The sequence below is a fragment of the Streptomyces sp. PsTaAH-124 genome, from assembly GCF_000373685.1.
Taxonomy (GTDB): domain Bacteria; phylum Actinomycetota; class Actinomycetes; order Streptomycetales; family Streptomycetaceae; genus Streptomyces; species Streptomyces andamanensis.
This window is the reverse complement of record NZ_KB892207.1, coordinates 247,479-271,857: the sequence shown is the minus strand read 5'-3', so window position 1 is coordinate 271,857 and position 24,379 is coordinate 247,479. Positions and strand designations below refer to the sequence as shown.

Genomic DNA, 24,379 nt, shown 5'->3' with positions numbered 1-24,379 from the left:
GCGGGCTGTGCTTCGACCTTCGCCCGCCGCGCCGCCCGCCGCAACGCGTGGGCCCCTCGTCAGAGCGAGTGCTCGGCCAGCCGGTCGAGAAACGCGGCCTGGGCGGTGACGATCACCGCACGGGCCGCGTCGAGCCCGAACCAGGCCACCCGGTCCAGCTCCGGGAACTCCTGGGTCCGCCCGGAGCGCGGCGGCCACTCGGTCACGAAGGTGCCCGGGACGATCGCCGCCGGGTCGAGGTCGCCCTCGACGGCCCACACGGTCACCGTCTTGCCGCCCGCCTGGCGCACCTCGCCGAGCGGCAGCGCCTCGCCGTCCGGCGGCGCGAGCCCCAGTTCCTCGCGGAACTCACGGCGGGCGGCCCGCCAGGCGGGTTCGTCCTCCTGGTACTCGCCCTTGGGCACGGTCCAGGCGCCCTTCTCGCGCCGCGACCAGAACGGGCCGCCCATGTGGCCGAGCAGCACTTCGAGGCCGCCGGACCCGGGGCGCCGGAACAGCAGAAGCCCGGCACTGCGCCTGGAGCGCCGCTGCGGGCCGCCGCTCACGGCCGCACCTGCGGGTGCGCGGCCAGCAGCGTCCCGACGGTGTCGGCCTCCTCGGGGCGCTTGTCCTCGCGGTAGCGCACCACCCGGGCGAAGCGCAGGGTGACGCCCGCCGGATAGCGCGTGGACCGCTGGAGCCCGTCGTAGGCGATCTCCACGACCAGTTCCGGGCGGACCAGCACGCCCCAGCTCTTCTCCTCCACGGCCAGCTCGCGCAGCCGCTCGGTCTGCCAGGCCAGCAGCGCGTCGGTCAGGCCCTTGAAGGTCTTGCCCAGCATCACGAAGCCGCCGTCGTCGCCCCGCGCGCCCAGATGCAGGTTGGACAGCCGCCCGGTGCGGCGGCCGTGGCCCCACTCGGCGCCCAGCACCACCAGGTCCAGCGTGTGCACCGGCTTCACCTTCAGCCAGGACGCGCCGCGCCGGCCCGCGCTGTAGGGCGCGTCGAGCCCCTTGACGACCACGCCCTCGTGACCGCGCTCCAGGGTCCGCGCCAGGAACTCCTCGGCCCGCGGCACGTCCTCCTCGCCCGCGACGAGGGTGCGCCTGACCCGCATCGGCTCCGGTACCAGCCGGGCCAGCTCGGCGTGCCGCTCGGCGAACGGCAGGTCGAGCAGGTCGCGGTCGCCGACCGACAGCGCGTCGAAGAAGACCGGTGCGACGGGGACCGTGGCGGCGGCGGTGGCCACGTCCAGCCGGGAGCCGACACGTCCGGCCGTCTCCTGGAAGGAGCGCGGCCGGCCCTCGGCGGTGAAGGAGATCACCTCGCCGTCCAGCACGAACCGCTCGCCCGGCAGCGCCAGCGCCGCCGCGTGCACCTCGGGCAGCCGGTCGGTGATGTCGTCCAGGGTGCGGGTGTGGATCCGTACGGTCCGGCCGTCCCGGTGCACCTGGACCCGGATGCCGTCCAGCTTCTCCTCCACGGCGCACGCGCCCAGCTTCGCCACCGCCTCCGCCACCGAGGAGGCGCTGTGCGCCAGCATCGGCAGCACCGGACGGCCCACGGTGAGCCGGAAGCGCTCCAGCGCGGGCGGGCCGTCGGCGAGCAGGGCGGCGGCCACCGTCCGGAGGGAACCGGCCAGCATCACCGCGCGCCGCACGTCCGCCGCCGGGGCGCCGGTCGCCGCGGCGAGCCCCTCGACCGCGACCGCGTCCAGCGCGCCCTGACGGACCTCGCCGGTCAGCAGCCCCAGCAGGAAGCGCTGCTCGTCCTCGGTCGCCGCGGCCAGCAGCGCGCCGACGATCCGGGCCCGCTCGGCCTGCGCACCCGGGCCGGAGACCTCGCCCAGTCCGGTCAGCCGGGCGTCCACCTCGCGCACGGTCAGGGAGGGCTCGGCGGCCGGGGGCACCGGACGGCCGAGCACCTTCCAGCCGACGCCCAGCCGCCCCTGCGGCAGTCTGCCCGCCAGATACGGGATGACGACCGGCACGTCCTCGGCCGCCGCCTCCCGGAACAGCTCCGCGAGCAGAGCGGTCTTGCGCGACCGCGCCGAGGCGGCGGCCACCTCCCGCGACACCTGAGCCAGCCGGGCGAGCAACATGCAGTCATGGTGCACCGGAGGGGGCCGCTCCACACCTGCGCGCCCGGACGGCCGGGGTCGCGCGGGCTACGCCGGTTCCGACTCCCGCTCCGGCTGGGCCGCGAGCGCCGCGTCCAGGTCGGCGAAGAGCAGGTCGCCGTTGATGGCCGCACCGGCGCGGTAGCCCCGGCTCGCCGCGTTGACCACCTGCTCGGCGAAGCCGCTCGCGTTGCCCGCGGCCCACAGGCCCGGGACGGTCGTCAGCCCCCGCTCGTCGGTCACGGGGTAGGCGCCGAACGGTGTGTCGCCCAGCTCGGCGCCCAGTTGGCGCAGGAGATCGTTGCCGGGCACCGCGCGCGGGGCGACGAAGAGGACCTCACGGGCGTGGACGCTCCCGTCGGCGAGCCGGACACCGCTCAGCCGGCCGCCCTCGGTGACGAGCCCCGCCACCTCGCCCGGCACGACGCGCACCCCGGCCGCCGCCAGTCGGCGCAGGTCGGTGTCGGACAGCTCGTCCTCGCCGACCCGGTGCAGGAACAGCGTCACGTCCCCGGACCACTGGCCGACCATGAGCGCCTGGTGCACGCTCAGCGGGGTCGTCGCGAGCACGCCGAAGGCCCGGTCGCGCACCTCCCAGCCGTGGCAGTACGGGCAGTGCAGCACGTCGTCGCCGAACCGCTCGGCGAGCCCGGGGACCTCGGGCAGCACGTCCTTCAGCCCGGTGGCGACGACCAGGTGCCGGGCGTGGACGGTGCGTCCGCCCGCCAGGGTCACGTCGAACTCGCCTGCGGTGTCCCGTACGGCGCGCACCGCCCGGTCCCGGACCAGCCCGACCCCGTACCGCGCGATCTCCTCGCGGCCGGCGGCCAGGAACTCGGCGGGCGGCATGCCGTCCCGTGACAGGTAGCCCTGCATATGGGCGGCGGGCGCGTTGCGCGGCTCGCCCGCGTCGACGACGAGCGTACGGCGCCGGGCCCGGCCGAGGACCAGCGCGGCGGAGAGCCCGGCCGCGCCGCCGCCGACGACGACCACCTCGTACCGGTCGGGTCCCTCGTGCCCCTCGTGCCCCTCGCGCTCGTCCCGCCCGTCGGGTCCGTCGTGCCCGCCGCGCGGCTCGGCTCCGGTCGTCTGCTCCGGCTCGGTCATGGTGACCATCTCCCTCTCGTCGCGCCTTTCCTCGCGACAGTCGCTCCAAGCGTGCGGGATTGACAAATGGCTTTGCTGATTCTGCAATGGCGGGTATGGCGAGGGACACGACGGACGCGACAGGCGGTACGGGCGCGACGGACGACGTACTGGCGGGTGTGGGACCGAGGCTGCGGCGGATCCGCAAGGAGCGGGAGGTGACCCTCGCGGGCCTGTCGGAGACCACCGGCATCTCCGTCAGCACCCTCTCGCGGCTGGAGTCAGGGCTGCGCAAGCCCAGCCTGGAGCTGCTGCTGCCGATCGCGCAGGCCCATCAGGTGCCGCTCGACGAGTTGGTCGGCGCCCCGCCGGTCGGCGATCCCCGGGTGCGGGCCAGACCCATCGTGCGCGGCGGCCGCACCCACTGGCCGCTCACCCGGCAGACCGGCGGGCTCCAGGCGTACAAGGTGCTCGAACCGCGGCGCAAGCAGGACCCGGACCCGCGCACCCACGAGGGCTACGAGTGGCTGTACGTGCTCTCCGGGAAGCTGCGGATCGTGCTGGGCGAGCACGACGTGGTGCTCTCGGCGGGCGAGGCCGCGGAGTTCGACACGCGCGTGCCGCACTGGTTCGGATCGACGGGGGAGGGGCCGGTGGAGTTCCTGAGCCTGTTCGGACCGCAGGGCGAGCGGATGCACGTACGGGCGCGGCCCACGCGGGCCACGCGGCGCGGCGGGGGCGAGGAGGGCGACTGAGGCTGCCTGTGCTGCGGGAACTCCGGGTACTCCGGAGTTCCCCTCGGAGCGAGTGCTCCCTGGAGTTCCCCTCGCGGCAAGCGACCGCTTAGTATGCCGTCACCGATCGGACGACGCAGTTTCGCGGAGGCGGGCGCATGCAGGCATGGCGAGTGCACGAGAACGGCGAACCGAGCAAGGTGATGCGTCTGGAGGAGACCGAACGGCCCGTGCCCGGCGCCGGTCAGGTCCTCCTCGCGGTGCGCGCCGCCAACGTCAACTTCCCGGACGCCCTGCTGTGCCGCGGCCAGTACCAGGTGCGGCCGCCGCTGCCCTTCACTCCCGGAGTGGAGATCTGCGGCGAGACCGAGGACGGCCGCAGGGTCATCGCCAACCCGGCCCTGCCCCACGGCGGTTTCGCCGAGTACGCCGTCGCGGACGCCGCCGCCCTGCTGCCCGCGCCCGAGGCGCTGGACGACGCCGAGGCCGCCGCCCTGCACATCGGCTACCAGACGGGCTGGTTCGGCCTGCACCGCCGGGCACGCCTCGAAGCGGGGGAGACCCTGCTCGTGCACGCCGCGGCCGGCGGCGTCGGCAGCGCCGCCGTACAGCTCGGCAAGGCGGCCGGTGCGACCGTCATCGGCGTCGTCGGCGGCCCCGACAAGGCGGCCGTGGCCCGGGAACTGGGCTGCGACGTCGTCGTCGACCGGCACGCCGAGGACGTCGTGGCCGCCGTCAAGGAGGCCACCGGCGGCCGGGGCGCCGACGTGGTCTACGACCCGGTCGGCGGCGAGGCGTACACCCAGTCCGCCAAGACCGTCGCCTTCGAGGGCCGGATCGTGGTCGTCGGCTTCGCCGGCGGGACCGTCCCCGCCCCGGCGCTCAACCACGCCCTCGTCAAGAACTACTCGATCCTCGGCCTGCACTGGGGCCTGTACAACACGAAGAACCCGCAGCTCGTGCGGCACTGCCACGAGCAGCTCACCGAACTGGCCGCCCGCGGCGCGGTCAAGCCGCTGGTGAGCGAGCGGGTGCCGCTGGGCGGCGCGGCGGACGCGGTGCAGCGGGTCGCCGACGGTGTCACCACCGGCCGCGTCTCCGTGCTGCCCGCGCGGGGCGAGGGGGCCGCCGTATGACCGCCGTCGCCCTGGACGCGGCCGGACTGCGCCGCCGCGCCCGCGAACTGCTCGCCGCCCACCCGCCCGCCACGACGGACCGGCTCGCCTTCCTCCAGGCACGCTTCGACGCCGGACTGGCCTGGGTGCACTTCCCCGAAGGACTCGGCGGACTCGGCGCCCCCCGCACCCTCCAGGCCGTCGTCGACGCCGAACTGGAGGTCGCGGCCGCCCCCGACAACGACCCGCGCCGCATCGGCATCGGCCTCGGCATGGCCGCCCCGACCCTCCTGCGCCACGGCACCGACGAGCAGAAACGGCGCTTCCTGCGGCCCCTGTGGACCGGACAGGAGGTCTGGTGCCAGCTGTTCAGCGAGCCGGGCGCCGGGTCCGACCTCGCCGCCCTCGGCACCCGCGCCGTCCGGGACGGCGAGGACTGGATCGTCGACGGCCAGAAGGTGTGGACCTCCAGCGCCCACCTCGCCCGCTGGGCCATCCTCATCGCCCGCACCGACCCCGCGCTGCCCAAGCACCAGGGCATCACCTACTTCCTGTGCGACATGACCGACCCCGGGGTCGAGGTCAGGCCGCTGCGCCAGCTCACCGGCGAGGCCGAGTTCAACGAGGTCTTCCTGACCGGCGTCCGCATCCCCGACACCCACCGGCTCGGCGCGGTCGGCGACGGCTGGCGGGTCGCGCGGACCACCCTGATGAACGAGCGCGTCTCCATCGGCGGCATGCGGCTGCCCCGCGAGGGCGGCATGATCGGCCCGGTCGCCAGGACCTGGCGCGAACGCCCCGGGCTGCGCACCCACGACCTGCACCAGCGGCTGCTGACCCTGTGGGTGGAGGCCGAGGTCGCCCGGCTCACCGGCGAGCGGCTGCGCCAGCAGCTCGCCGCCGGACAGCCCGGTCCCGAGGGCTCCGGCATGAAGCTCGCCTTCGCCGGCCTCAACCAGCGCATCAGCGGCCTGGAGGTCGAACTGCGCGGCGAGGAAGGGCTCCTGTACGACGACTGGACCATGCGCCGCCCCGAACTCGTCGACTTCACCGGCCGGGACGCCGGATACCGCTATCTGCGCGCCAAGGGCAACAGCATCGAGGGCGGGACCAGCGAGATCCTGCTGAACATCGTCGCCGAGCGCGTCCTCGGCCTGCCCGCCGAACCGCGTACCGACAAGGACGTCGCCTGGAAGGACCTGGCCCGATGAGCACCCAGCCGGACCCCCTGTCCGCCGGAGCGGCCCGCCCGCACGCCGGGCCGGACCTCCTGTACTCCGAGGAGGAAGAGGCGCTGCGGGCCGCCGTCCGTGACCTGCTCACCGACCACTGCGCCGCGCCGGACGTGCTCGCGCGCACGGAGTCGGACACCCCGCACGACGTACCGCTGTGGCAGACCCTGGCCGCAGGCATGGGCCTGGCCGGGCTGCTGGTGCCCGAGGAACTCGGCGGCCAGGGCGCCACGCACCGCGAGGCCGCCGTCGTCCTGGAGGAACTGGGCCGCGCGGTCGCGCCCGTGCCCTACCTGACCAGCGCGGTGGTCGCCACCGAGGCGCTGCTGGCCTGCGGGGCGGACGACCTCGTCACCGCGCTGGCCACGGCCGCCTCGACCGGAGTGCTGGCCGTCGCCCTGCACACCGCCCCCGGCGCACCCCACGCCGTCGTACGCCACGAGAACGGCACCCTGCACGGCGAGCTGACCGCCGTCGCCGACGCGGCGGTCGCCGACGTCCTGCTCGTACCCGCCGACGACGGCGGCCTGTACGCGGTCGACGCCGCCGCCGCGGTCGTCGTCCCGCAGGTGCCCCTGGACCTGACCCGGCCGCTCGCCCGCGTGCGCCTGGACGGCGCCGCAGGCCGTCGCCTCGGTGACGCGGAACCCGCCGTGCGCCGCGCCCTGCGTGCCGGGGCGGGACTGCTCGCCTCCGAGCAACTGGGCCTGGCCGAGTGGACGTTGAGGCAGACCGTGGCCCACCTGAAGGAGCGCAAGCAGTTCAACCGGCCGGTCGGCGGCTTCCAGGCGCTCAAGCACCGGCTCGCCCAGCTGTGGCTGGAGACCGTCCACCTTCGCGCCGCCGCACGCAACGCCGCCGACGCGCTCGCCCGCGACGAGGACGCCGACGTGGCGGTCGCCGTCGCCCAGGCCTACGCGGCCGCCGTCGCCGTGCACGCCGCCGAGGAGGCGGTGCAGTTGCACGGCGGCATCGGCATGACCTGGGAGCACCCGGTGCACCTGTACCTGAAACGGGCCAAGTCCGACGCGCTCGCGTACGGCACCGCGGGTGCCCACCGGGAGGCGCTGGCCGCGCTGGCCGACCTCCCGGCACCACCGCCCGCGCCCGTGCCCGCAGTCCGCACCGGCGTCTGATCCCCCGTCCGACTCGTCGTCCGAGCCGGGTCCGTCCCGTCCACCGGTCCCGCCGCCGGTGAACAGGGGCGGACCATCCGGCCAACACCCCTCGCCGCGAAGCCCGTCGAGCCCGCGCGCCACGCATACTCCCCTGAGGTCCCGTACGCCCCTCCAGGGAGGCAGAGCATGGCCCTCACCACCCGTCGCAGAGCCCTCACCACCCTCGGCGCCGCCCTCGCGGGCACCGTCGCCCTGCCCGCCGCGCGCGCCGCCGCCGGTGACCGGCGGCCCGGCCCGCGCCCGCTGTGGCACGCCCACGCGCACAACGACTACGAGCACCCGCGCCCCCTCCTGGACGCCCTCGACCACCGCTTCGGCAGCGTCGAGGCCGACATCTACCTCGTCGGCGGACAGCTCCTGGTCGCCCACGACCCGGCCGGCCTCGACCCCCGGCGCACCCTCGAAGCCCTCTACCTCGACCCGCTGGACGCCCGCGTCCGCGCCCACCACGGCTCCGTCTACCCGGGCGCACCCGCCCGGTCGCTCCAGCTCCTCGTCGACATCAAGACGGAGGGCGCCGCCACCTACCGGGAACTCGACCGCCGCCTGACCCGCTACCGGCACCTGTTCACCAGCTGCGCCCACGGACACATCCGCCCCGGCCCGGTCACCGCCGTGATCTCCGGCGACCGCGCGGCCCGCGGCCCGATGGAGGCCCAGAGCATGCGCCGGGCCTTCTACGACGGCCGGCTCACCGATCTCGGCGGTCCCGCACCCGCCTCCTTCGCCCCGCTGATCAGCGAGGACTGGACGTCGCTCTTCACCTGGCAGGGCACCGGCCCCTTCCCGGCCGCCGAGCGCCGCACGCTGCGCGGCATCGTCGCCCGTGCCCACGCCCACGGGCAGCGGGTGCGGTTCTGGGCCACCCCGGACGCCCCCGGACCGGCCCGCGACGCCCTGTGGAGCGAGCTGCTCGCCGCGGGCGTCGACCATCTCAACACCGACGACCTCGCCGGTCTCGAAGCCTTCCTCGACGCCCACGAGGGCCGCGGCGGCCGCCCGGCCAGGCCGTAGGACCGCTCGCGCGGCCACCGGCAGAACCACACGTTCGGCGGACACGTCAGCCGCCCGGACGAACCCTCCGCTACGCCACACTTGCGGCCGAAAGCCGCGAAGTGGGCGTGGCGGAGGAGGTTGACGATGGCCATTTCCATCTCGGTGGTGCTGCTGCTCGCGATCCTGGCGATCATCTTCGTGCGCAACGGCGCCCTGAAGTGCTCCCATGCCCTGGTCTGCGGCATGCTCGGCTTCTTCCTGGCCGGCTCCAGCATGGCGCCCACCATCCACGAGGGGCTGGCGGCCACCGCCGAGATCGTCAGCAGCCTGCGGCCCTGACACGGTGGGGGCCCGCGCCCCGCGCGGCCTGCCCGGAGGACGGGTCACGCGCCGGAGAACACCCCGACCCCGTTGGCGACCGCCCGTTCGGCGCCGTCGCTCGGATGGTTGCGCACCATCACCTTCGTGCCGCCGGGCTCCCGGGCGACCAGCGTGCTGGAGCCGCCGCCGTCCAGATTGAAGCCGTCGCTCGCCCCCAGGTCACGCAGCGCGGCGGCCACCTCGGCGAGGGTCAGCCCGCTCCGGTACGCGGACGCCCCGTCCAGGGCCACGAGCAGCAGCCGGTGCCCGCCGTCCGCGATGCCCACGGCGGTGCGCACGGCCGCCGTCGCCCCGTCGAGCCCGGCCACTGCCGCGCCGCCGCGCAGCACCGGGAAACCGCCCACCGCGAAGGCGTACGGCACCCCGGAGGCCGCCGCCACCCGGTGCTCGACCCGTACCGCCTCGCCCACGGAGAGCGCGCGCAGTCGCTGCGCGCCCGCCTCCCGGCCCACCAGCACCGTCGTGCCGTCCGGGACGGCGCCGCTGCCGGGCGCGCCGGCCGTCCGGGTCACCCTGCCGTCCCGGACCGTCACCTCGTAGGTGTCCTTGCTGCACGGCGCGCCGCGTTCGGTGTCCGTGCCGCACACCGTCCGGGCCCGGGAGACGGAGCCCCAGTCGGAGGTGTAGGCACCGACCGAACCGACCGGCAGCGCGTACTGGTTGAAGCCGCCGAGCTTCACCTGCCCCTCGGGCGTGGTCACCGTCCCGGACAGGGTCAGCCGGTCGAGGCGCGCCCTGCGATCGGTGCCCACGCCGAGCACGTCCTCGGTGGTCGTGCCGGGCGGCAGAGCCGGGCCGAAGCGCTGGCCGCGCGGTACGGCGGCCTTGAGCGCGCGCCCGTCCGCGATCTCCGGACCGACCGAGGCACCGGTCGCCGCGACGCCGGGGTGCTGGGTCTCGGTGATGTCGAAGAAGTCCCCGTTGACCCCGGCGAGCGCCCCCTGTGCGGTGGCCAGCCGGGACACGGTGCCCCTGGCCGCCACGGCGTCCGGGTGCAACAGGCCGACACGCACGTCCTTGTCGTCCAGATCGACGCCGATCACATGCACCCGGACCGTGCCGTGCGCCGCGGCGAGGTCGAACTCGCGGTACTCCACTCCCGGTGCGATCCGCTCGGCGCCGGGCGCTCCGCTGGCCGGCGCCGCCGCTCCCACCAGGGCCGTGCCCGCCAGCGCGCCCCCGGCGAGGAGAACGGCCAGTGCCGTGGTGAACCGGCCTGTGCGACGCGCCGCCACTGATCCCGCTGTGCCCACCGTGCCCCCTGATGTCTCGTCAACTCGGTGCGGACACAGGGCAGTGCAGCAGAATCCGGTGTCCCAGGAGCTGCCCGGACGCCGACGACGCGGGAACAGAGGGGAAAACGCACTCCTTCGGGTGTCTTCGGCCGTACGTCTCCGGCCCTACGTCTTCAGCCTTGCGTCTCCGGCCGGTTGTGCGCGGGCGGGTGCGCGGGGAGCTGCCGCCCTCAGCGGTGCCCGAGGACGTTGACGACCCGGCCGTTGGGATCGCGGACGAAGAAGCGGCGCACGCCCCACTCCTCGTCGGTGAGCGGATGCACGATCTCCGCGCCGCGTTCGCGCAGCACGGCGTAGGCGGCGTCGACGTCGTCGACCTCCACGCTCAGATCGGGAACGACCGGCGCCGTCCGGTCCTCGCCCATGAAGCTGATCTGCGCGGCCGGGTTCACGGTGGAGGCCAGGGTCCGGATCCACCCGTGGTCCATGACCTGCTCGAAGCCGAGGAGGCCGTAGAAGTCCGCGCTCTCCTCCAGGGCTTCGGAACGGACGTTGGGGACGACACGGCGGACCTGCATCGGGCGGCTCCGGTGATCGCTGGTCTCCGCGGACGCGGGAGGCGCCGTACGCGGACGGGTGACAGGTACGGCCAGCCTAGCGAAGCGGCCCGGGGGAAAACCGAGTTGGACCGGCCTCGGTCCGTACCTAGTCCGTACCTGGTCCGTTCCCTGACCTTTCCCGGGCCGGGCTCGGTCAGGGTTGGGCCGGGCGTCGGTTGGGCTTCGGCCGGGTCCGGGGGGGGAAAGGAGGGGGCAAGTCGGCGTCAGGGAGCGTCCGTCACGGACTGCTCGGTCCACACCGTCTTGCCCGTCGCCGTATAGCGGACGCCCCATGCCTGGGCGAGCCGGGCGGCGATGAACAGCCCGCGCCCGCCCTCGTCGGCGGAGCGCGCGTGCCGCAGATGCGGGGCGGCCCGGCCGGCGTCGCTCACCTCGCAGGTGAGCGTACGGTCGTGGATCAGGCGGAGTTCGAGGGGCGGCTCTCCGTACAGCACGGCGTTGGTGACGAGTTCGCTCACGATGAGCTGGGTGTTGTGGGCGGTCTCGTCGTCCACGCCCCACGCGCCGAGCTGCTCACCCGCGAGGGCGCGGGCCGTTCCCACCGCCGCGCTGTCGTCGTCGAGCCGCCAGCAGGCGAAGGCGTCGGGCGGCAGGGACCGGGTGCGTGCCACGATCACCGCCGCGTCGCCCGCCGCCAGGTCTTTCGGCAGCGCGTAGACGACGGCGTCGCACAGCTCCTGGAGCGGCCGGTCCGCGTAGTCCGGCGCCGAGCGCAGCGCCCGGGAGGAGTCCGCGAGGTAGGCGGTGACCCGCGGATCGCTGGTGAACACCAGCACGCTTCCGGCGGGCACCTCGAACTCGACGGTCGCGAACGGCGCGTCCTCGGCCATGCCCAGCGGTGGCCCGGCGGGTACATCGGGGACGTCCACGGTGTGGTCGGGACGGATCACCACCGGGGCCAGATCACCGGCCGCCGCCGCCACGCAGGTCCCGGTCAGCGGGTCGTGGACGGCGTACACGCAGTCGGCGGTCAGCGCCTCCCGGCGCAGCGGATCGCCCAGCGGCAGGCTCGCCCGCTCGAACGCGAGCTGCGCCGCCGTGTCGTGCAGGCGGGCCAGCAGCTCGTCGGCGGACAGGTCGAATGCCGACAAGGACCTGAGGACCGTGCGCAGCTGGCCCATGGTGGCCGCCGCGTTCAGACCCCACCCGGACACGTCCCCGACGACCAGCGCGGTCCGCCCGCCGGACAGGGCGATCGTGTCGTACCAGGCGCCGGGGTCGGCGCCGGTGAGCGACAGATAGGCGGTCTCCAGTGACGCGTGGGACTCGGGGCGGCGGGGGAGCAACTGGCGGTGCACCGTCGCGGCGACGGTGTGCTCCCGGATGAAGCGCCGCGCGTTGTCGATGCACAGGGCCGCGTGCGCCGCCAGTTCGACCGCGAGCCGCCGGTCGCCCGCGTCGAACGGCGGCGACTCGTCCGTGCGGTACAGACTGACCAGCCCGAGCGCCGCGTCGCGCAGCGCCAGCGGCACCACCAGCAGCGTGTGGGAGTCCGAGGAGTGCATGGCGTCCGCACGCGGCGGGTCTGCGGGCATCCACGGCGCCCGCGGACGCAGCGGCACCACCCGGGGACGCAGATCGGTCAGCGCCTGGGTGAACGGCGTGGGCCCCGGCAGCCGCCGCACGTCACCGACCGGGTGTGCCTGCGGCGGATGCGTGCGGCCGCTGCGGAACGCGGTGCGCATCAAGGGTGTGCCCGGCGGCAGCGGAGCCGGCGGTGGCTCGTCGCCGCGGACCACCGAGTCCACCACCTCCACCACCGCGATGTCCGCGAACTCCGGAACCAGGGCTTCCACCAGTTCCTCACCGGTCACCACCGGGTCGAGGGTGCGCCCCACCCGTCGCCGTACCGCGTCGAGGACCCTGGCGCGGGCGCGCCCCCGCTCCCGCTCGGTGACGTCCAGCGCGGTCACCGCGAGGCCCAGCACCTGCCCGTCGCCGCCCTCCAGCCGCATGGCGGTGGCCTCGAAACAGCGCTCCTCGGGCGGCTCCGCGCGGACGCACGCCCGTACGAGCCGCTGCCACAGGGGCTCACCGGTCTCCACCACCTCGCGCAGCGCGGTCTCCAGGTCGTTGTCCTCGACCATGCGGTAGACGTCGCGGACCGGCCTGCCCACCAGGTCGTCCGGAGAGGTCTCCCGCATCCCGGTCGCCGCGGTGCTCAGCCGCACCACGCGCAGATCCGGGTCCAGCAGATGCAGTGCGACCGGTGAGCGGGTGAAGAGCGCCTCCAGCATGGCGGCCGAGATCTCGTCCGCGGGCCGTCCGGGATCGCCGTACGCCACTGGGACCTCCTTCGGCCGGCCGGTCCGTCCGCTCCCGCCGCGCACCGGCCCCGTGCCCGCGGTGCGGGCTTCCAGCGTGCTCCGCCCGGGAGCCCGCCGCACGCGCAGCGCGCGCTGCGCGGCGTGAGACCGGCGGGTGGGCGGTTTGCCGGTTGGGCGGGTGGTGGCGGTGCACGGCGTGAGGCGGGTGTGGCACGGGCGATGCGTGGCGGGCGCCCGATGGGGCGCCCCACCGCCGTCACATGAAGTTGACCATTCTCAGATAGCGGACCCAGTCCCAGTGCGGTCCCGGATCGGTGTGGTCCGTGCCCGGCACCTCGTAGTGCCCGATGATGTGCGAGCGGTCCTTGGGGATCTGGTGCCGGTCGCAGATGGCCGCGGTGAGCCGGGCCGACTGTTCGTACAGTGCGTCGGTGAAGTACGCGGGCTGGTCCACCCACCCTTCGTGCTCGATGCCGATGCTGTGCGTGTTGTAGTCCCAGTTGCCCGCGTGCCAGGCGATGTCCGCCTCGCGGACGCACTGCGCCACATGCCCGTCGGAGGAGCGGACGAGATAGTGCGCGGACACCTTCTTCTGCGGGTTCTGGAAGATGGCGAGGGTGTTGGCGTACGTCTCCTGTGTGACGTGGATGATCACCCGGTCGAGGGAGTAGCTGGTGGGCCGGTCGGACGCCGTGTAGTTGGAGGAGGAGGCCGGCAGCCACTCGGTGGGCGGATACCCGGCGCTCAGCGGACGGGGGCGCGCGGCCGCGGGGGAGGCGGGGAGCAGTAAGGCGGTGGGGACGGCGGCGAGCGCTGCGGCGCCCCGCAGGATGCGCCGTCGGCTGGGCTGGGATCCGGCCCGGTCCATGGGCGACGACCTTTCTCGTGTGTGTGGCTCGTGTGGGGGGATCTCGCTTCTCGTGGGGGATGCGAGGTGGGGCGGCGTGTCGGTGGCGGGGGTGCGTGCCGGTGGCGCGAGTGTCTGTCGGCGGGATGCGCGTGGATGTCGGCGGTGTGGATGCGCGTAGATGTGGGGCCGGGGGTGAGGGCGGGGACGGGTGTCGGTGGCGGTGAGTCTCGCGCACGGCCGGTCGCTGGGTGCGGAGCCGGGCGGCGTGTCCGGTCGGTGTCGCCCGCCCCGGCGGTGCGGGGATCGACCGGGTGGGCGCGGGCCGCCGTCGTGGGCCGCAGGGTCCGCGGACGGCGTCTCGCGTGAATTACGGTACGGCGCGGCCGGGTTGGACAGAAGGGCGCGGCAGGGATCCGTGGACGCGCGGCACGTTGTGGAGAACTCGACCACCCGGACGAGTGAAGTACGGCGGGTTTCAGACGTGTTCGGCCACGGCTGACGGGTCGTCGAGGACGGCACGCACCACCGAGTGCGCGGCCCCCAGCAGCGGCCCCTCGGGTCCGAGGGACGAGACGGACACCGGACAGGCGGGCCCCGCGGTGCGCCGGTCCAGCTCGGCCTCCAGCGAGGGCAGCAGCCAGGGCGCGAGCCCGGACAGCGCGCCGCCGAGCACGACGGTCTCGGGGTCGAGCAGATTGACCGCGCCGGTCAGCGCGACGCCCAGCGCCCGGCCGGCGTCCCGCAGCGCCCCCCGCACCCGCGCGTCCCCGGCGGCGGCACGGGTCGCGAGCAGTCCGACCCGGCCCTCGCCCCCCTCCAGCCCGGCGGCCCGCAGCACGGCCTCCTCACCGGCGTACTGCTCCAGGCAGCCGCGTCCGCCGCACGGGCAGGCGGGACCCTCCGGCTCGACCGGGACATGCCCCAGCTCGCCCGCGAAACCGCGGGTGCCGCGCAGCAGGCGGCCGTCGACCACCACGGCGGCGCCGATGCCGATCTCCGCGGACACGTGCAGGAAGTCCGGCGGTGTGTCCTGGCCGAGCCAGAGCTCGGCCAGGGCACCGAAGTTCGCCTCGTTGTCCACGGTCAGGGGGTACGTGCCGGGCAGCAGGGCGCCCAGGTCGGTGTCGTGCCAGTCGAGGTTGGGGGCTCGGACGACCGTACGGCCGTCGCGGGCGACCAGGCCGGGCACGGCGACGGCGAGCCCGGCCGGCCAGAGCCCCTGGTCCCGCGCCCCGGCGACGACCTCGGATATCAGCGCGCCGAGCTCCGCCGCCACCGGTTCCGGGGCCCGGCCGCGGTTCGTGCCGTGCCGCACCGCCCGCGCCCGGACCGTGCCGCGCAGGTCGACCGCGCAGGCAGCGAGGTGGTCGACGCCCACCTCGGCGCCGATCCCGGCCGGGCCCCGGCCGCTGACCGCGAGTGCCGACCCCGGCCGGCCCACCCGGCCCGGCCGCTCGGGCCCCAGTTCCTCCAGGAGTCCGGAGCGGACGAGTTCGTCGACCAGCGTCGACACCGCTGCCCGGGTGAGTCCGATGCGCGAGGCGACCGCCGCCCGCGACAGTGGGCCCTCGGCGCTGACGGTGTGCAGGACGCGGGCGAGGTTGCGGCGGCGCATGCCCTGCTGGGTGTCGGGCTGCGGGCGGCCCGGACCGGTCGGGCGGGGCTCGTTCAGCGGTGCGGTCATGCCTGCGTCGTCCTCGGTCGGTGTCCTGCGGTGGTGGGCCGCCGGTCGGTGTCCGGTGGGCCGCGCCGGTCTCGTCAGTGCTCCCGCGCGCCCCGCTCCAGCAGCGGGGCCGCGTCGGAGAGTACCCCGGAGATCCTGGTCAGCGTCGTCTCGTCCCGCTCCACCGGATCGAGCACGGGCCCGTCGGCCGTCCGCCAGCGGCGGGCGACCGCGGCCGGGTCCTCGCCGGTCAGCAGCCCCGCGGCCTGCGCGGCGGCGCCCAGCGCGACCAGTTCCCCGGCCTCGGGGATCCGCACCGGCCGCCCCGACAGCCGCCGCACGGTCTGCTGCCAGGCAGTGCCGCGGGCCCCGCCGCCGATCAGCACCAGGGGAGCGGTACGGTCGGCGTCCTGGTCGAGGACCAGGTCGAGCGCGCCGAGCAGGGCGTGCACGGCGCCGTCGTACGCGGCCTGGAGGAGTTGTCCCGCGGTCGTGTCGTGACGCAGTCCGTGCAGCAGCCCGGAGGCGTTCGGCAGGTCCGGAGTGCGCTCGCCGTCGAGGTAGGGGAGCAGCGTGACGCCGGTGCCCGGTTCGACGGCCTCCCGGTCGACACCGAGGAGTGCGGCGATCCGGTCGACGGCGAGCGTGCAGTTGAGGGTGCAGGCCAGCGGCAGCCAGTCGCCGCGCGCGTCGGCGAAGCCCGCCACCGTGCCGGACGGGTCGGCCGGGCGGTGCTCGGAGACCGCGTACACCGTGCCCGACGTGCCGAGGCTGAGCACCGGGGTGCCCGGAAGCAGCCCGAGGCCGAGCGCCGCGGCGGCGTTGTCGCCGGTGCCGGGCGCCACCAGGGTGCCTTTGGAGAACGGCAGGTCGTGGATGTCGCGGACCGTCCCGGCCACCTCGCCGGGCCGCACCACCCGGGGCAGCAGCGCCGGGTCGAGACCGATCCGGCCGAGGACCTCCTCGTCGTACGCCTCGGTGGCGGACGCCCACCAGCCGGTGCCCGAGGCGTCGCCCCGGTCGGTGGTGCCCTCGCCGGTCAGACGTTCGGTCAGATAGTCGTGCGGCAGGCGCACCGACGCCACCGAACGGGCCGCCTCCGGCTCGTGCTCGGCGAGCCAGGCCCACTTGGTGACCGTGAAGGACGCGCCCGGCACGCTGCCCGTGCGCCGCGCCCACGCCTCGGGCCCGCCCAGCTCCGCCACGAGACGGCGGGCCTGCGGCGCCGAGCGCACGTCGTTCCACAGCAGGGCCGGCCGTACGGGATCGCCGTGCGCGTCCAGCGTGACGAGCCCGTGCTGCTGGCCGCCCACCGACACGGCGGACGCCTCGCGCGCCGCGTCCCCGCACCGGTGCAGTGCCGTGCGCAGCGCGTCCCACCACTGGCGGGGGTCGCTCTCCCGGCCCTCGCCGGTGGAGACGGTGTGCGGGGCCTGCCCGTCCGCCACGACCCGGCCGGTGGCCGCGTCGACGACGAGCACCTTGGTGGACTGGGTGGACGAGTCCACACCGACGACGAGCGGACCCTCGGCTGCTGACATCGGCTCTCCTCTTCCTCGCGGTTCACGGGGCTGTGACGTGCGGTTCTCCTGGAGCGCCGGGGTGCGTGACCCGGGCTTCGCACCGGTCGGCGCCCCCTCGTCCCTTCCCAGGGACGCGTCGGCATACTAATTTGTAAATCGCCATGACGAAATAGTCGCAAGCGAGCAAGGAGCCGCGGCATGAACTACCAGCCCACCCCCGAGGACCGGTTCACGTTCGGGCTGTGGACCGTCGGCTGGCAGGGACGGGACCCGTTCGGCGACGCCACCCGCCGCGCCCTCGACCCCGCCGAGACGGTCCGGCGCCTGGCCGGACTCGGCGCCCACGGCGTGACCTTCCACGACGACGACCTGATCCCCTTCGGCTCCTCCGACGCCGAGCGCGACACCCACGTCAAGCGGTTCCGCCAGGCACTGGACGCGACCGGCATGACGGTCCCGATGGCCACCACCAACCTCTTCACGCACCCCGTCTTCAAGGACGGCGCCTTCACCGCCAACGACCGCGACGTGCGCCGCTACGCGCTGCGCAAGACCATCCGCAACATCGACCTCGCGGCGGAACTGGGCGCACGCACCTACGTCGCCTGGGGCGGCCGGGAAGGCGCCGAGTCGGGCGCCGCGAAGGACGTACGGGCCGCCCTGGACCGCATGAAGGAGGCATTCGACCTGCTCGGCGAGTACGTCACCGACCAGGGCTACGACCTGCGCTTCGCGATCGAGCCCAAGCCGAACGAGCCGCGCGGCGACATCCTGCTGCCCACCGTCGGCCACGCCCTCGCCTTCATCGAGCGCCTGGAGCGCCCCGAGCTGTACGGCGTGAACCCCGAGGTCGGCCACGAGCAGATGGCCGGACTGAACTTCCCGCACGGCATCGCGCAGGCCCTGTGGGCGGGCAAGCTCTTCCACATCGACCTCAACGGCCAGTCCGGCATCAAGTACGACCAGGACCTGCGCTTCGGCGCCGGTGATCTGCGCGCCGCGTTCTGGCTCGTCGACCTGCTGGAGAGCGCCGGGTACGACGGTCCGCGCCACTTCGACTTCAAGCCGCCGCGCACCGAGGACCTGGACGGCGTGTGGGCCTCCGCGGCCGGCTGTATGCGCAACTACCTCATCCTCAAGGAGCGCGCCGCCGCCTTCCGCGCCGATCCCGACGTCCAGGAGGCCCTGCGCGCCGCGCGCCTCGACCAGCTCACGCGGCCCACCGCGGCCGACGGCCTCCAGGCGCTGCTGGCCGACCGCTCGGCCTACGAGGAGTTCGACACCGACGCCGCCGCGGCCCGCGGCATGGCCTTCGAACACCTCGACCAGCTCGCCATGGACCACCTGCTCGGCGCCCGAGGCTGAGCCGGGGGCGCGGGAAAGGGGCGGCACGCGCGCGTGCCGCCCCTTTCGATGACGCCGTGTCAGATGCGGTGCGGCAGCCGCACGTAGGTCACCGTGGTCTTGATGCCGCTGTCCACCAGCCGCCCCTGCGCGTCGAACGCGTCCGGGCCGTCCGTCATCCCGAAGTCGTTGTCGTTGATCAGGGCGAGCGTCCGGTCGTCCACGCGCGCGACGCCCTCGATCTTCCCCGGCACCCCGGCGACCTTGCCCAGGTCGACCACGAGCCGCTTGGCGAGCACCGGCACACCGGCCGCCGCGGGATCGTCGAGCTGCTCCAGCGACGGCGAGGTGGTGTCGTCGTCCCACCGGCCGCCGAGGATGTCCGCCCGGCGGTCCAGCCGCACCAGGTGCAGCCGTGCCGCCCTGTCGGTGCGCTCCTCCACCAGCAGCCGGTCACGGCCCACCGCGACCACCGAGGAGATCTTCAGCTCGGAGGTGTCGTCCTCGCCGGGGTCGACGACGCCCACCGGGTCGAAGCGGTACGCGTACTCGGCGGTGACCGCCTGCTTGCGGGGCGAGAAGCGCAGCAGCCGGGTGGTGCGCGAGGCGTCCCCGGAGGCGGCGTCGGGCAGCGACAGCGGGCTCTGCACCGCCATCACCAGGTCACCGCCCGGCAGCAGCGCGAGCCCCTCGAACCCGCGGTTGCCCTTCCGGTGCAGCAGCACGGACGGCAGCGCCTCCACCACACGGTAGTCGGCGCCGCTGAGCCGCAGCCCCTTGGGCACGTACCGGGTGAGCACCTTCCCGCGCGCGGAGACATGGACCAGCGAAGGACCGTACTCGTCGACGAGCCAGAAGGAGCCGTCCGCCGCCCGGACGATGCCCTCGGTGTCCAGCCCGTTCGGGTTGTACGGCAGCGGGGTCCGCGCGTCGTAGGAGTACGGGGCCTCGTCGCGTCCCTCCTGGTTGGACAGGCCGGTGACGGGCTTGCCGGAGGAGGTGGTCAGAGGGATGGCGTCCAGCACCCGCACCGCGCCGCCCGACACCTTGATCTTCACGATCGCCGGGTCGAAGCCGGGCACCGGGAACGTACGGCGCTTCTTGCCGGACACCTTGATCTGGCCGTTCGGCCCGCGGTCGGTGACCGTCCAGAACTCGCCCTTGCGGCCCGCCGGGTAGATGTCGCTGCCGATGCCGCCCAGGTTCACGCCCCGGTCGTCGTCCACGGTGCCCGGCAGCAGCCGGTTGCTGAACGCGCCGAGCGGTATGTCCCCGAGCGTGGCCGTGCCGACGACGCGCGCGTCACGGGAAGGGGCCCGCCCGCCCCGGTCGTGGCCGTCGGCGGCCGTGGCCGAACCGGCTGCCGCCAGCCCGGCGAGCAGGGCGAGCGGAAGCCCCGCTGCGAGAGTGCGCCGGACACGGCGCCGACCGGGGACGTGCGAGGACATCGGGCCTCCTGAGAGCCAAGTGTGCTGACAGCGGTCAGGGTTGGACGCCCCGCGCAACGGAGGGCTAAGGAGGCGTGAACGGGAGGCGTCGGCAGGCCGTCGACCTGGGACTTTCTTGGTGTGGTCGGCGTGTCGGATGCGCGGGTGGCGCCTTGCGGCTGACCGACCGGGAGCGGCCGCTCCGGCAGACGCTCCGCCGCCTGGTCCGGGCACGCGCCTGCCCCGGCGTTCCCAGGCGCGCCCCAGCAGGCCGAGGCATGTCCGGGAGCCTCAGACGCCCTCGTGCCCCGGGCAGGTCCCCGCGGCGCCCACTGCGGCGCCCTCCGCGCCGTCCGGGCCCTCCGCCGTGGCGAGCGCGGTCGCGGGATCCTGGGCGGGACCGCCCGCCGGTGTCCAGTGACCGTGCTCCTTGCGGAAGGGCCACCAACGGCCGTCCCGCCCCAGCCGGATCTGGTGGCCCGTGCCGACGACGGTCCAGCGGTTTCCCGTGGCCCGCAGGGACGGCCGGTCCTCCTCCCAGGCCGCCGCCAGGGCGGCACGCGCGCGTGCCTGTGCCTCGCCGTCCACGGCCCACTCCTCCTCCAGCACGGCCACACCGGCGGCGCCGCCCGTCCGCCACGCCCGCACGGCACGCGCGAGTTGTGCTCTGCTGCGCCCCGAGCCCTTGGCCAGCCGGTCCAGCAGGGCGCGATCACCGGGACCGCCCGCGTCGGCGGTGCCTTCGGAGGCGCCCGCGGCGAGGCGTACGGCGTCCTGCCCGACGGTCGGGCCGAACTCGTCCGCCCATCCCCGGGAGATGCCGTCGCCCGCCCCGGTGAGCCACCTGTGGGCCCTGGCGGCGGTGCGCGCGGCCAGGAACTCCAGTGCCGCCGGATCGACCCCGGGCGCCGGAACCGTCTCGGTGCCGAGCGACGGCGGCAGACCCGGCCCCGCCGGCGGTCCGGGCGGCGGCGGCAGCGGCGGCAGGGCGGACCCGCGGGCGTACGCCTCCGCCGCGTCCACACCGTCCGGCGGTGCCTGTCCGTCGGCCGCCGCCGCGTCCCGGGCGTGCAGTTCACCGAACAGGGTCCGCTCGTCCCGGCCGCGCATCAGCAGCAGCACGAGGGGGTCCTCGTCCAGCAGCCGCGCCACCAGGTGGCACAGTGCCGCCGTGTGCCCGCAGTGGTCCCACGCCCCGCAGTCGCACCGGGGCTCCAGGTCACCGATGCCCGGCAGGAGTTCGATGCCGGCGGCCGCGGCGTCCTCGACCAGTTCGGGCGGCAGATCGCGGTCGAGCAGGGCCGCCAGGTGCCCCGAGCGCTCCACGGCCACATCGAGGAAGCGAGCCCATCCGTCGTCGGACAGCGGCTCCAGCAGGACGTCCGCCCGGTGAGCCGTGCGGTCCCGGTCGTGCACCACCGCCGTGATCCGGCCCGGACGCACCGACACGGCGCCCACCGCTCCCGCGCGGGCCAGACGCCGACCCGCACGCACCTGCTGGGCTTCCAGCGCGGTGTCCTCCAGCGCCTTCAGCCAGGCGTGGCCCCACCACGTCCGGGCGAAACCCCGCCCCTGGGCCGGGGGCAGCGCCGCGAAGATCCGCTCCGTGTCGCTCGCGTGCTCGTTCATCGGACCTCTCCTCGCAGCTCGACCAGCGCGGCCAGTTCGGCGTCGGTCAGTTCGGTGAACGCGGCCTCGCCCGACCCGAGGACCGCGTCGGCGAGATCACGCTTGCGGTGCAGCAGCGCGGCGATACGGTCCTCGACCGTGCCCTCGGCGATCAGCCGGTGCACCTGCACGGGCCGGCTCTGGCCGATGCGGTACGCCCGGTCGGTGGCCTGCGCCTCCACCGCGGGGTTCCACCAGCGGTCGTAGTGCACGACGTGCTCCGCGCGCGTGAGGTTCAGTCCGGTGCCCGCGGCCTTCAACGACAGCAGGAACACCGGCACCTCACCGTCCTGGAAGCGGCGGACCTGCGCCTCACGCTCCGCGACAGGGGTGCCGCCGTGCAGGAACTGCGACCGCACCCCGCGGGCCGCGAGATGCCGCTCGATCAGCCGTCCCATCCGCACGTACTGGGTGAAGACCAGCACCGCCGCGTCCTCCGCGAGGACGGTGTCGAGCAGTTCGTCCAGCAGTTCGAGCTTCCCGGACCGTCCGGGGATCCTCGGCCGGTCCTCCTTGAGGAACTGTGCCGGATGGTTGCAGATCTGCTTCAGGCCGGTCAGCAGCTTCACGACCAGCCCGCGCCGCGCCATGCCGTCCGCGGCGGAGATCCCGGCGAGCGTCTCGCGCACCAGGGCCTCGTAGAGCCCGGTCTGCTCCGCGGTGAGGGAGACGGCGTGATCGGTCTCCGTCTTGGGCGGCAGCTCGGGCGCGATCCCCGGGTCGGACTTGCGGCGCCGCAGCAGGAACGGCCCGACGAGCCGCGCGAGACGCTCGGCGGCGGCCGGGTCCCGGCCGCTCTCTACAGCCTGCGCGTAGCGCGTGCGGAAGGCGCCGAGGCCGCCCAGCAGGCCCGGGGTCGCCCAGTCGAGGATCGCCCACAGCTCGGAAAGGTTGTTCTCCACGGGAGTGCCGGTGAGCGCCACGCGCGCGCGTGCCCCGATGGTCCGCAACTGCCGGGCCGTGGCCGAGTACGGGTTCTTCACATGCTGCGCCTCGTCCGCCACGACCATGTCCCAGGCCACCTCGGACAGCCGCGGCGCGTCCAGGCGCATCGTGCCGTACGTGGTCAGCACGATCTCGCCGTCGGCGAGGCCGGTCAGGTCGCGCCGCGCACCGTGGAAGCGGCGCACCGGCGTACCGGGCGCGAACCTCTCGATCTCCCGCTGCCAGTTGCCCATGAGCGACGTCGGGCAGATCACCAGGGTGGGACCGCCGGTGGCCGGATCCTGCTGCCGGTGCAGGTGCAGCGCGATCAGGGTGATCGTCTTGCCGAGTCCCATGTCGTCGGCCAGACAGCAGCCGAGCCCCGACGACGTCATCCGCACCAGCCAGCCCAGACCGCGCGCCTGGTACTCGCGCAGCCGGGCGGCGAGCGCGGCCGGCTGCTCCACCGGGTCCTGCGCCTGCGGGCCCGTGAGCCGGTCCCGCAGGGCCGCCAGCCATCCCGTGGGCCGCACCTCGACCCGGTGGCCGTCGACCTCGGCGGAGCCCGTCAGGGCGGCGCCCAGCGCCTGCACGGCGGTGACCTTCCGGTCCTGCCGTCCCCGGGCGCGGCGCACCTCGTCGGGGTTGACCAGCACCCACTGGCCGCGCAACCGCACCAGGGGCCGGTTCGCCTCCGCCAGACGGTCCAGCTCCGCGCGGGTGAGCCGCTGACCGCCCAGCGCGAACCACCAGTCGAAGGCGAGCAGTGCGTCGGCGGACAGCGCCGCGCCGGGGCCCGGCACGGGACCCGGCGTGCCGCCCGCGCCGTCCGGTGGTCCGAGGGTCGCCCCGGAGGTCAGCCCGCGGGCCGTCGCCGCCGGCCAGTGCACCTCGACCCCGGCGACGGCGAGCGCACGGGTGCCCTCCCCGAGCAGTTCGGCGATCTCCTCGTCGGCGAGTTCGACGGCGTCCGGCACGGCCGCCGACAGCAGTGGTGTCAGCGCGGGCCAGGACCGGGCCGCCCGGCGCAGCGCGAGCAGGACGTCCGTCCGCGCGCGGGGTCCGAACGTCTCGGCGGGGCCGCCCGGTCCGGCCCAGACCTCCGCGGCGTCGGACACCCGGTCGGGACCGCTCACACTGTGCACCTGTAGCACCGCGCGGAACCGGGGGGCCGGGCCGTCGTCGTCGGCGGCCTCCAGCCCCCTCACCTCGACCCGCAAGGAGATCCGCAGGCCCGCGTCGTGGCCCGCGGCGACCTCGGCGGCCCATGCCCGCTGCTCCGGGAGGTGCTGCGGTTCCTGTGCCGCGTAGGCCGGTCCGCCCGTGGCCAGGGACGCGGCGGGCGAGCGGGGCAGCGTGTCGGCGACCGCGTCCAGGAAGGCGCGCAGCAGACGCCGGGGATCGGGCAGCCGCGGCGGTCCGGGCACGTCGAGCGGTACGGCGTGCGCCTCGGGCGGCATCGCGGCGGCCAGTGCGCCGACCCGCTCCGCGTCCTCGCCCAGGAGGGGCGCCGCGCGCCAGGCATCGTGGTCGGCCTCCGACAGTCCCGGCAGCAGCAGGCCGCGCGCCGTGAAGTGCAGGCCCAGTACGGCCGCCGCGCCCCAGAAGGCGGCGGCGCGGTGCCCCGGGCCACCGGCACGCGCGTGCGTGAGCACCGGCAGCGCCGAGCGCAGGGGAAGGACGACGGCGGGTACGGTCACCGGAGCGACCCCGCCCTCGCGGGGGACGACGACCGTCAGCTCGGTCACGGATGTCTGGGCGGGAGCCGGGGGAGTCGAGCCGTCGGGACGCCAGAAGGCGACCCGGCCGGAGCGCGCGGGGTCCGCGGGCAGGAACACGGCGCAGCAACGGGCGAGTTCGGAGAGGTCGGACGGTGTCGCCGGGGAAGTCCGCTGCACGGTGATGGCGATTCCTCAAATTTGACTACTGGGGGTCGGCCGCCGAGGGTACAGCACGTCGGCGGCCGACCGGGACCAAGGCGTCGGTGACGTGGACATGGCCTGCCGTGGTGTCGCTGGCCCCCCGGCACCTGCGGGGG

The 24,379-nt window shown here is 75.0% G+C and carries 19 protein-coding genes; 7 read left to right on the top strand and 12 right to left on the bottom strand.

Annotated features, from left to right (window positions below; all coding sequences use genetic code 11):
• Positions 1-59 precede the first annotated feature (59 nt).
• The 3 genes from B086_RS0134890 to B086_RS41540 form a co-directional block, all read right to left on the bottom strand.
• On the bottom strand, positions 60-545 hold the full coding sequence (locus tag B086_RS0134890; protein WP_018571079.1) for an NUDIX domain-containing protein: 486 nt from the start codon (positions 543-545) through the stop codon (positions 60-62).
• Entirely contained in the window at positions 542-2,080 is a 1,539-nt protein-coding gene (locus B086_RS0134885; protein WP_018571078.1) for an ATP-dependent DNA ligase, read from the bottom strand. Before B086_RS0134885 ends, B086_RS0134890 begins: the two co-directional genes overlap by 4 nt.
• Before the next feature lie 66 nt (positions 2,081-2,146).
• Complete coding sequence (locus tag B086_RS41540) at positions 2,147-3,214, bottom strand: NAD(P)/FAD-dependent oxidoreductase (protein WP_018571077.1); 1,068 nt, start codon at positions 3,212-3,214, stop codon at positions 2,147-2,149.
• 86 nt (positions 3,215-3,300) lie between these two features.
• Here B086_RS41540 and B086_RS0134875 point away from each other — a divergent pair, with 86 nt between their 5' ends.
• From B086_RS0134875 to B086_RS0134850, 6 genes are all read left to right on the top strand, one after another.
• The gene (locus B086_RS0134875; RefSeq protein WP_018571076.1) at positions 3,301-3,939 is read left to right on the top strand and encodes a helix-turn-helix domain-containing protein; all 639 of its coding nucleotides are present in this window, start codon (positions 3,301-3,303) and stop codon (positions 3,937-3,939) included.
• Positions 3,940-4,076: 137 nt separating this feature from the next.
• Positions 4,077-5,054 carry an NADPH:quinone oxidoreductase family protein gene (locus B086_RS0134870; protein WP_037874380.1) on the top strand — a complete coding sequence of 326 codons (978 nt, stop codon included), beginning with the start codon at positions 4,077-4,079 and terminating at the stop codon, positions 5,052-5,054.
• Positions 5,051-6,244, top strand: coding sequence for an acyl-CoA dehydrogenase family protein (locus B086_RS0134865; protein ID WP_018571074.1), 1,194 nt, complete (start codon positions 5,051-5,053; stop codon positions 6,242-6,244). The genes B086_RS0134870 and B086_RS0134865 overlap by 4 nt, the downstream gene beginning before the upstream one ends.
• A complete protein-coding gene (locus B086_RS41535) occupies positions 6,241-7,401 on the top strand; it encodes an acyl-CoA dehydrogenase family protein (protein ID WP_018571073.1) in 1,161 nt (386 codons plus the stop codon). The genes B086_RS0134865 and B086_RS41535 overlap by 4 nt, the downstream gene beginning before the upstream one ends.
• 168 nt (positions 7,402-7,569) lie before the next feature.
• The gene (locus B086_RS0134855) at positions 7,570-8,457 is read left to right on the top strand and encodes a phosphatidylinositol-specific phospholipase C/glycerophosphodiester phosphodiesterase family protein (RefSeq protein ID WP_018571072.1); all 888 of its coding nucleotides are present in this window, start codon (positions 7,570-7,572) and stop codon (positions 8,455-8,457) included.
• A gap of 126 nt (positions 8,458-8,583) precedes the next feature.
• The gene (locus B086_RS0134850) at positions 8,584-8,778 is read left to right on the top strand and encodes a hypothetical protein (protein WP_018571071.1); all 195 of its coding nucleotides are present in this window, start codon (positions 8,584-8,586) and stop codon (positions 8,776-8,778) included.
• A 44-nt stretch (positions 8,779-8,822) separates the two neighbouring features.
• Here the strand turns inward: B086_RS0134850 and B086_RS0134845 are convergent, their stop codons facing one another.
• The 6 genes from B086_RS0134845 to xylB all read right to left on the bottom strand — a co-directional run bounded on the left by B086_RS0134845 (position 8,823) and on the right by xylB (position 16,996).
• Positions 8,823-10,055, bottom strand: coding sequence for a phosphodiester glycosidase family protein (locus B086_RS0134845; protein ID WP_018571070.1), 1,233 nt, complete (start codon positions 10,053-10,055; stop codon positions 8,823-8,825).
• 230 nt (positions 10,056-10,285) lie between these two features.
• The gene (locus B086_RS0134840; protein ID WP_018571069.1) at positions 10,286-10,633 is read right to left on the bottom strand and encodes a VOC family protein; all 348 of its coding nucleotides are present in this window, start codon (positions 10,631-10,633) and stop codon (positions 10,286-10,288) included.
• A gap of 245 nt (positions 10,634-10,878) precedes the next feature.
• Positions 10,879-12,960: a SpoIIE family protein phosphatase gene (locus B086_RS0134835; RefSeq protein WP_018571068.1), complete on the bottom strand. Its 2,082-nt coding sequence runs from the start codon at positions 12,958-12,960 to the stop codon at positions 10,879-10,881.
• Between the two features lie 238 nt (positions 12,961-13,198).
• Positions 13,199-13,810: an N-acetylmuramoyl-L-alanine amidase gene (locus tag B086_RS0134830; RefSeq protein WP_018571067.1), complete on the bottom strand. Its 612-nt coding sequence runs from the start codon at positions 13,808-13,810 to the stop codon at positions 13,199-13,201.
• Between the two features lie 457 nt (positions 13,811-14,267).
• On the bottom strand, positions 14,268-15,476 hold the full coding sequence (locus B086_RS0134825) for an ROK family transcriptional regulator (protein WP_018571066.1): 1,209 nt from the start codon (positions 15,474-15,476) through the stop codon (positions 14,268-14,270).
• 74 nt (positions 15,477-15,550) lie between these two features.
• Entirely contained in the window at positions 15,551-16,996 is a 1,446-nt protein-coding gene (gene xylB / locus B086_RS0134820) for a xylulokinase (RefSeq protein ID WP_018571065.1), read from the bottom strand.
• 180 nt (positions 16,997-17,176) lie between these two features.
• Here xylB and xylA point away from each other — a divergent pair, with 180 nt between their 5' ends.
• Positions 17,177-18,343, top strand: a complete 1,167-nt coding sequence (gene xylA / locus B086_RS0134815; RefSeq protein WP_018571064.1) for a xylose isomerase — start codon at positions 17,177-17,179, stop codon at positions 18,341-18,343.
• A 59-nt stretch (positions 18,344-18,402) separates the two neighbouring features.
• On the opposite strand, the gene B086_RS0134810 is transcribed toward xylA, so the two are convergent.
• The 3 genes from B086_RS0134810 to B086_RS0134800 all read right to left on the bottom strand — a co-directional run bounded on the left by B086_RS0134810 (position 18,403) and on the right by B086_RS0134800 (position 24,239).
• Positions 18,403-19,770 carry an esterase-like activity of phytase family protein gene (locus tag B086_RS0134810; protein WP_018571063.1) on the bottom strand — a complete coding sequence of 456 codons (1,368 nt, stop codon included), beginning with the start codon at positions 19,768-19,770 and terminating at the stop codon, positions 18,403-18,405.
• 270 nt (positions 19,771-20,040) lie between these two features.
• Entirely contained in the window at positions 20,041-21,378 is a 1,338-nt protein-coding gene (locus B086_RS0134805) for a hypothetical protein (RefSeq protein ID WP_018571062.1), read from the bottom strand.
• The gene (locus tag B086_RS0134800) at positions 21,375-24,239 is read right to left on the bottom strand and encodes a DEAD/DEAH box helicase (protein WP_018571061.1); all 2,865 of its coding nucleotides are present in this window, start codon (positions 24,237-24,239) and stop codon (positions 21,375-21,377) included. Before B086_RS0134800 ends, B086_RS0134805 begins: the two co-directional genes overlap by 4 nt.
• Between the last annotated feature and the right edge of the window lie 140 nt (positions 24,240-24,379).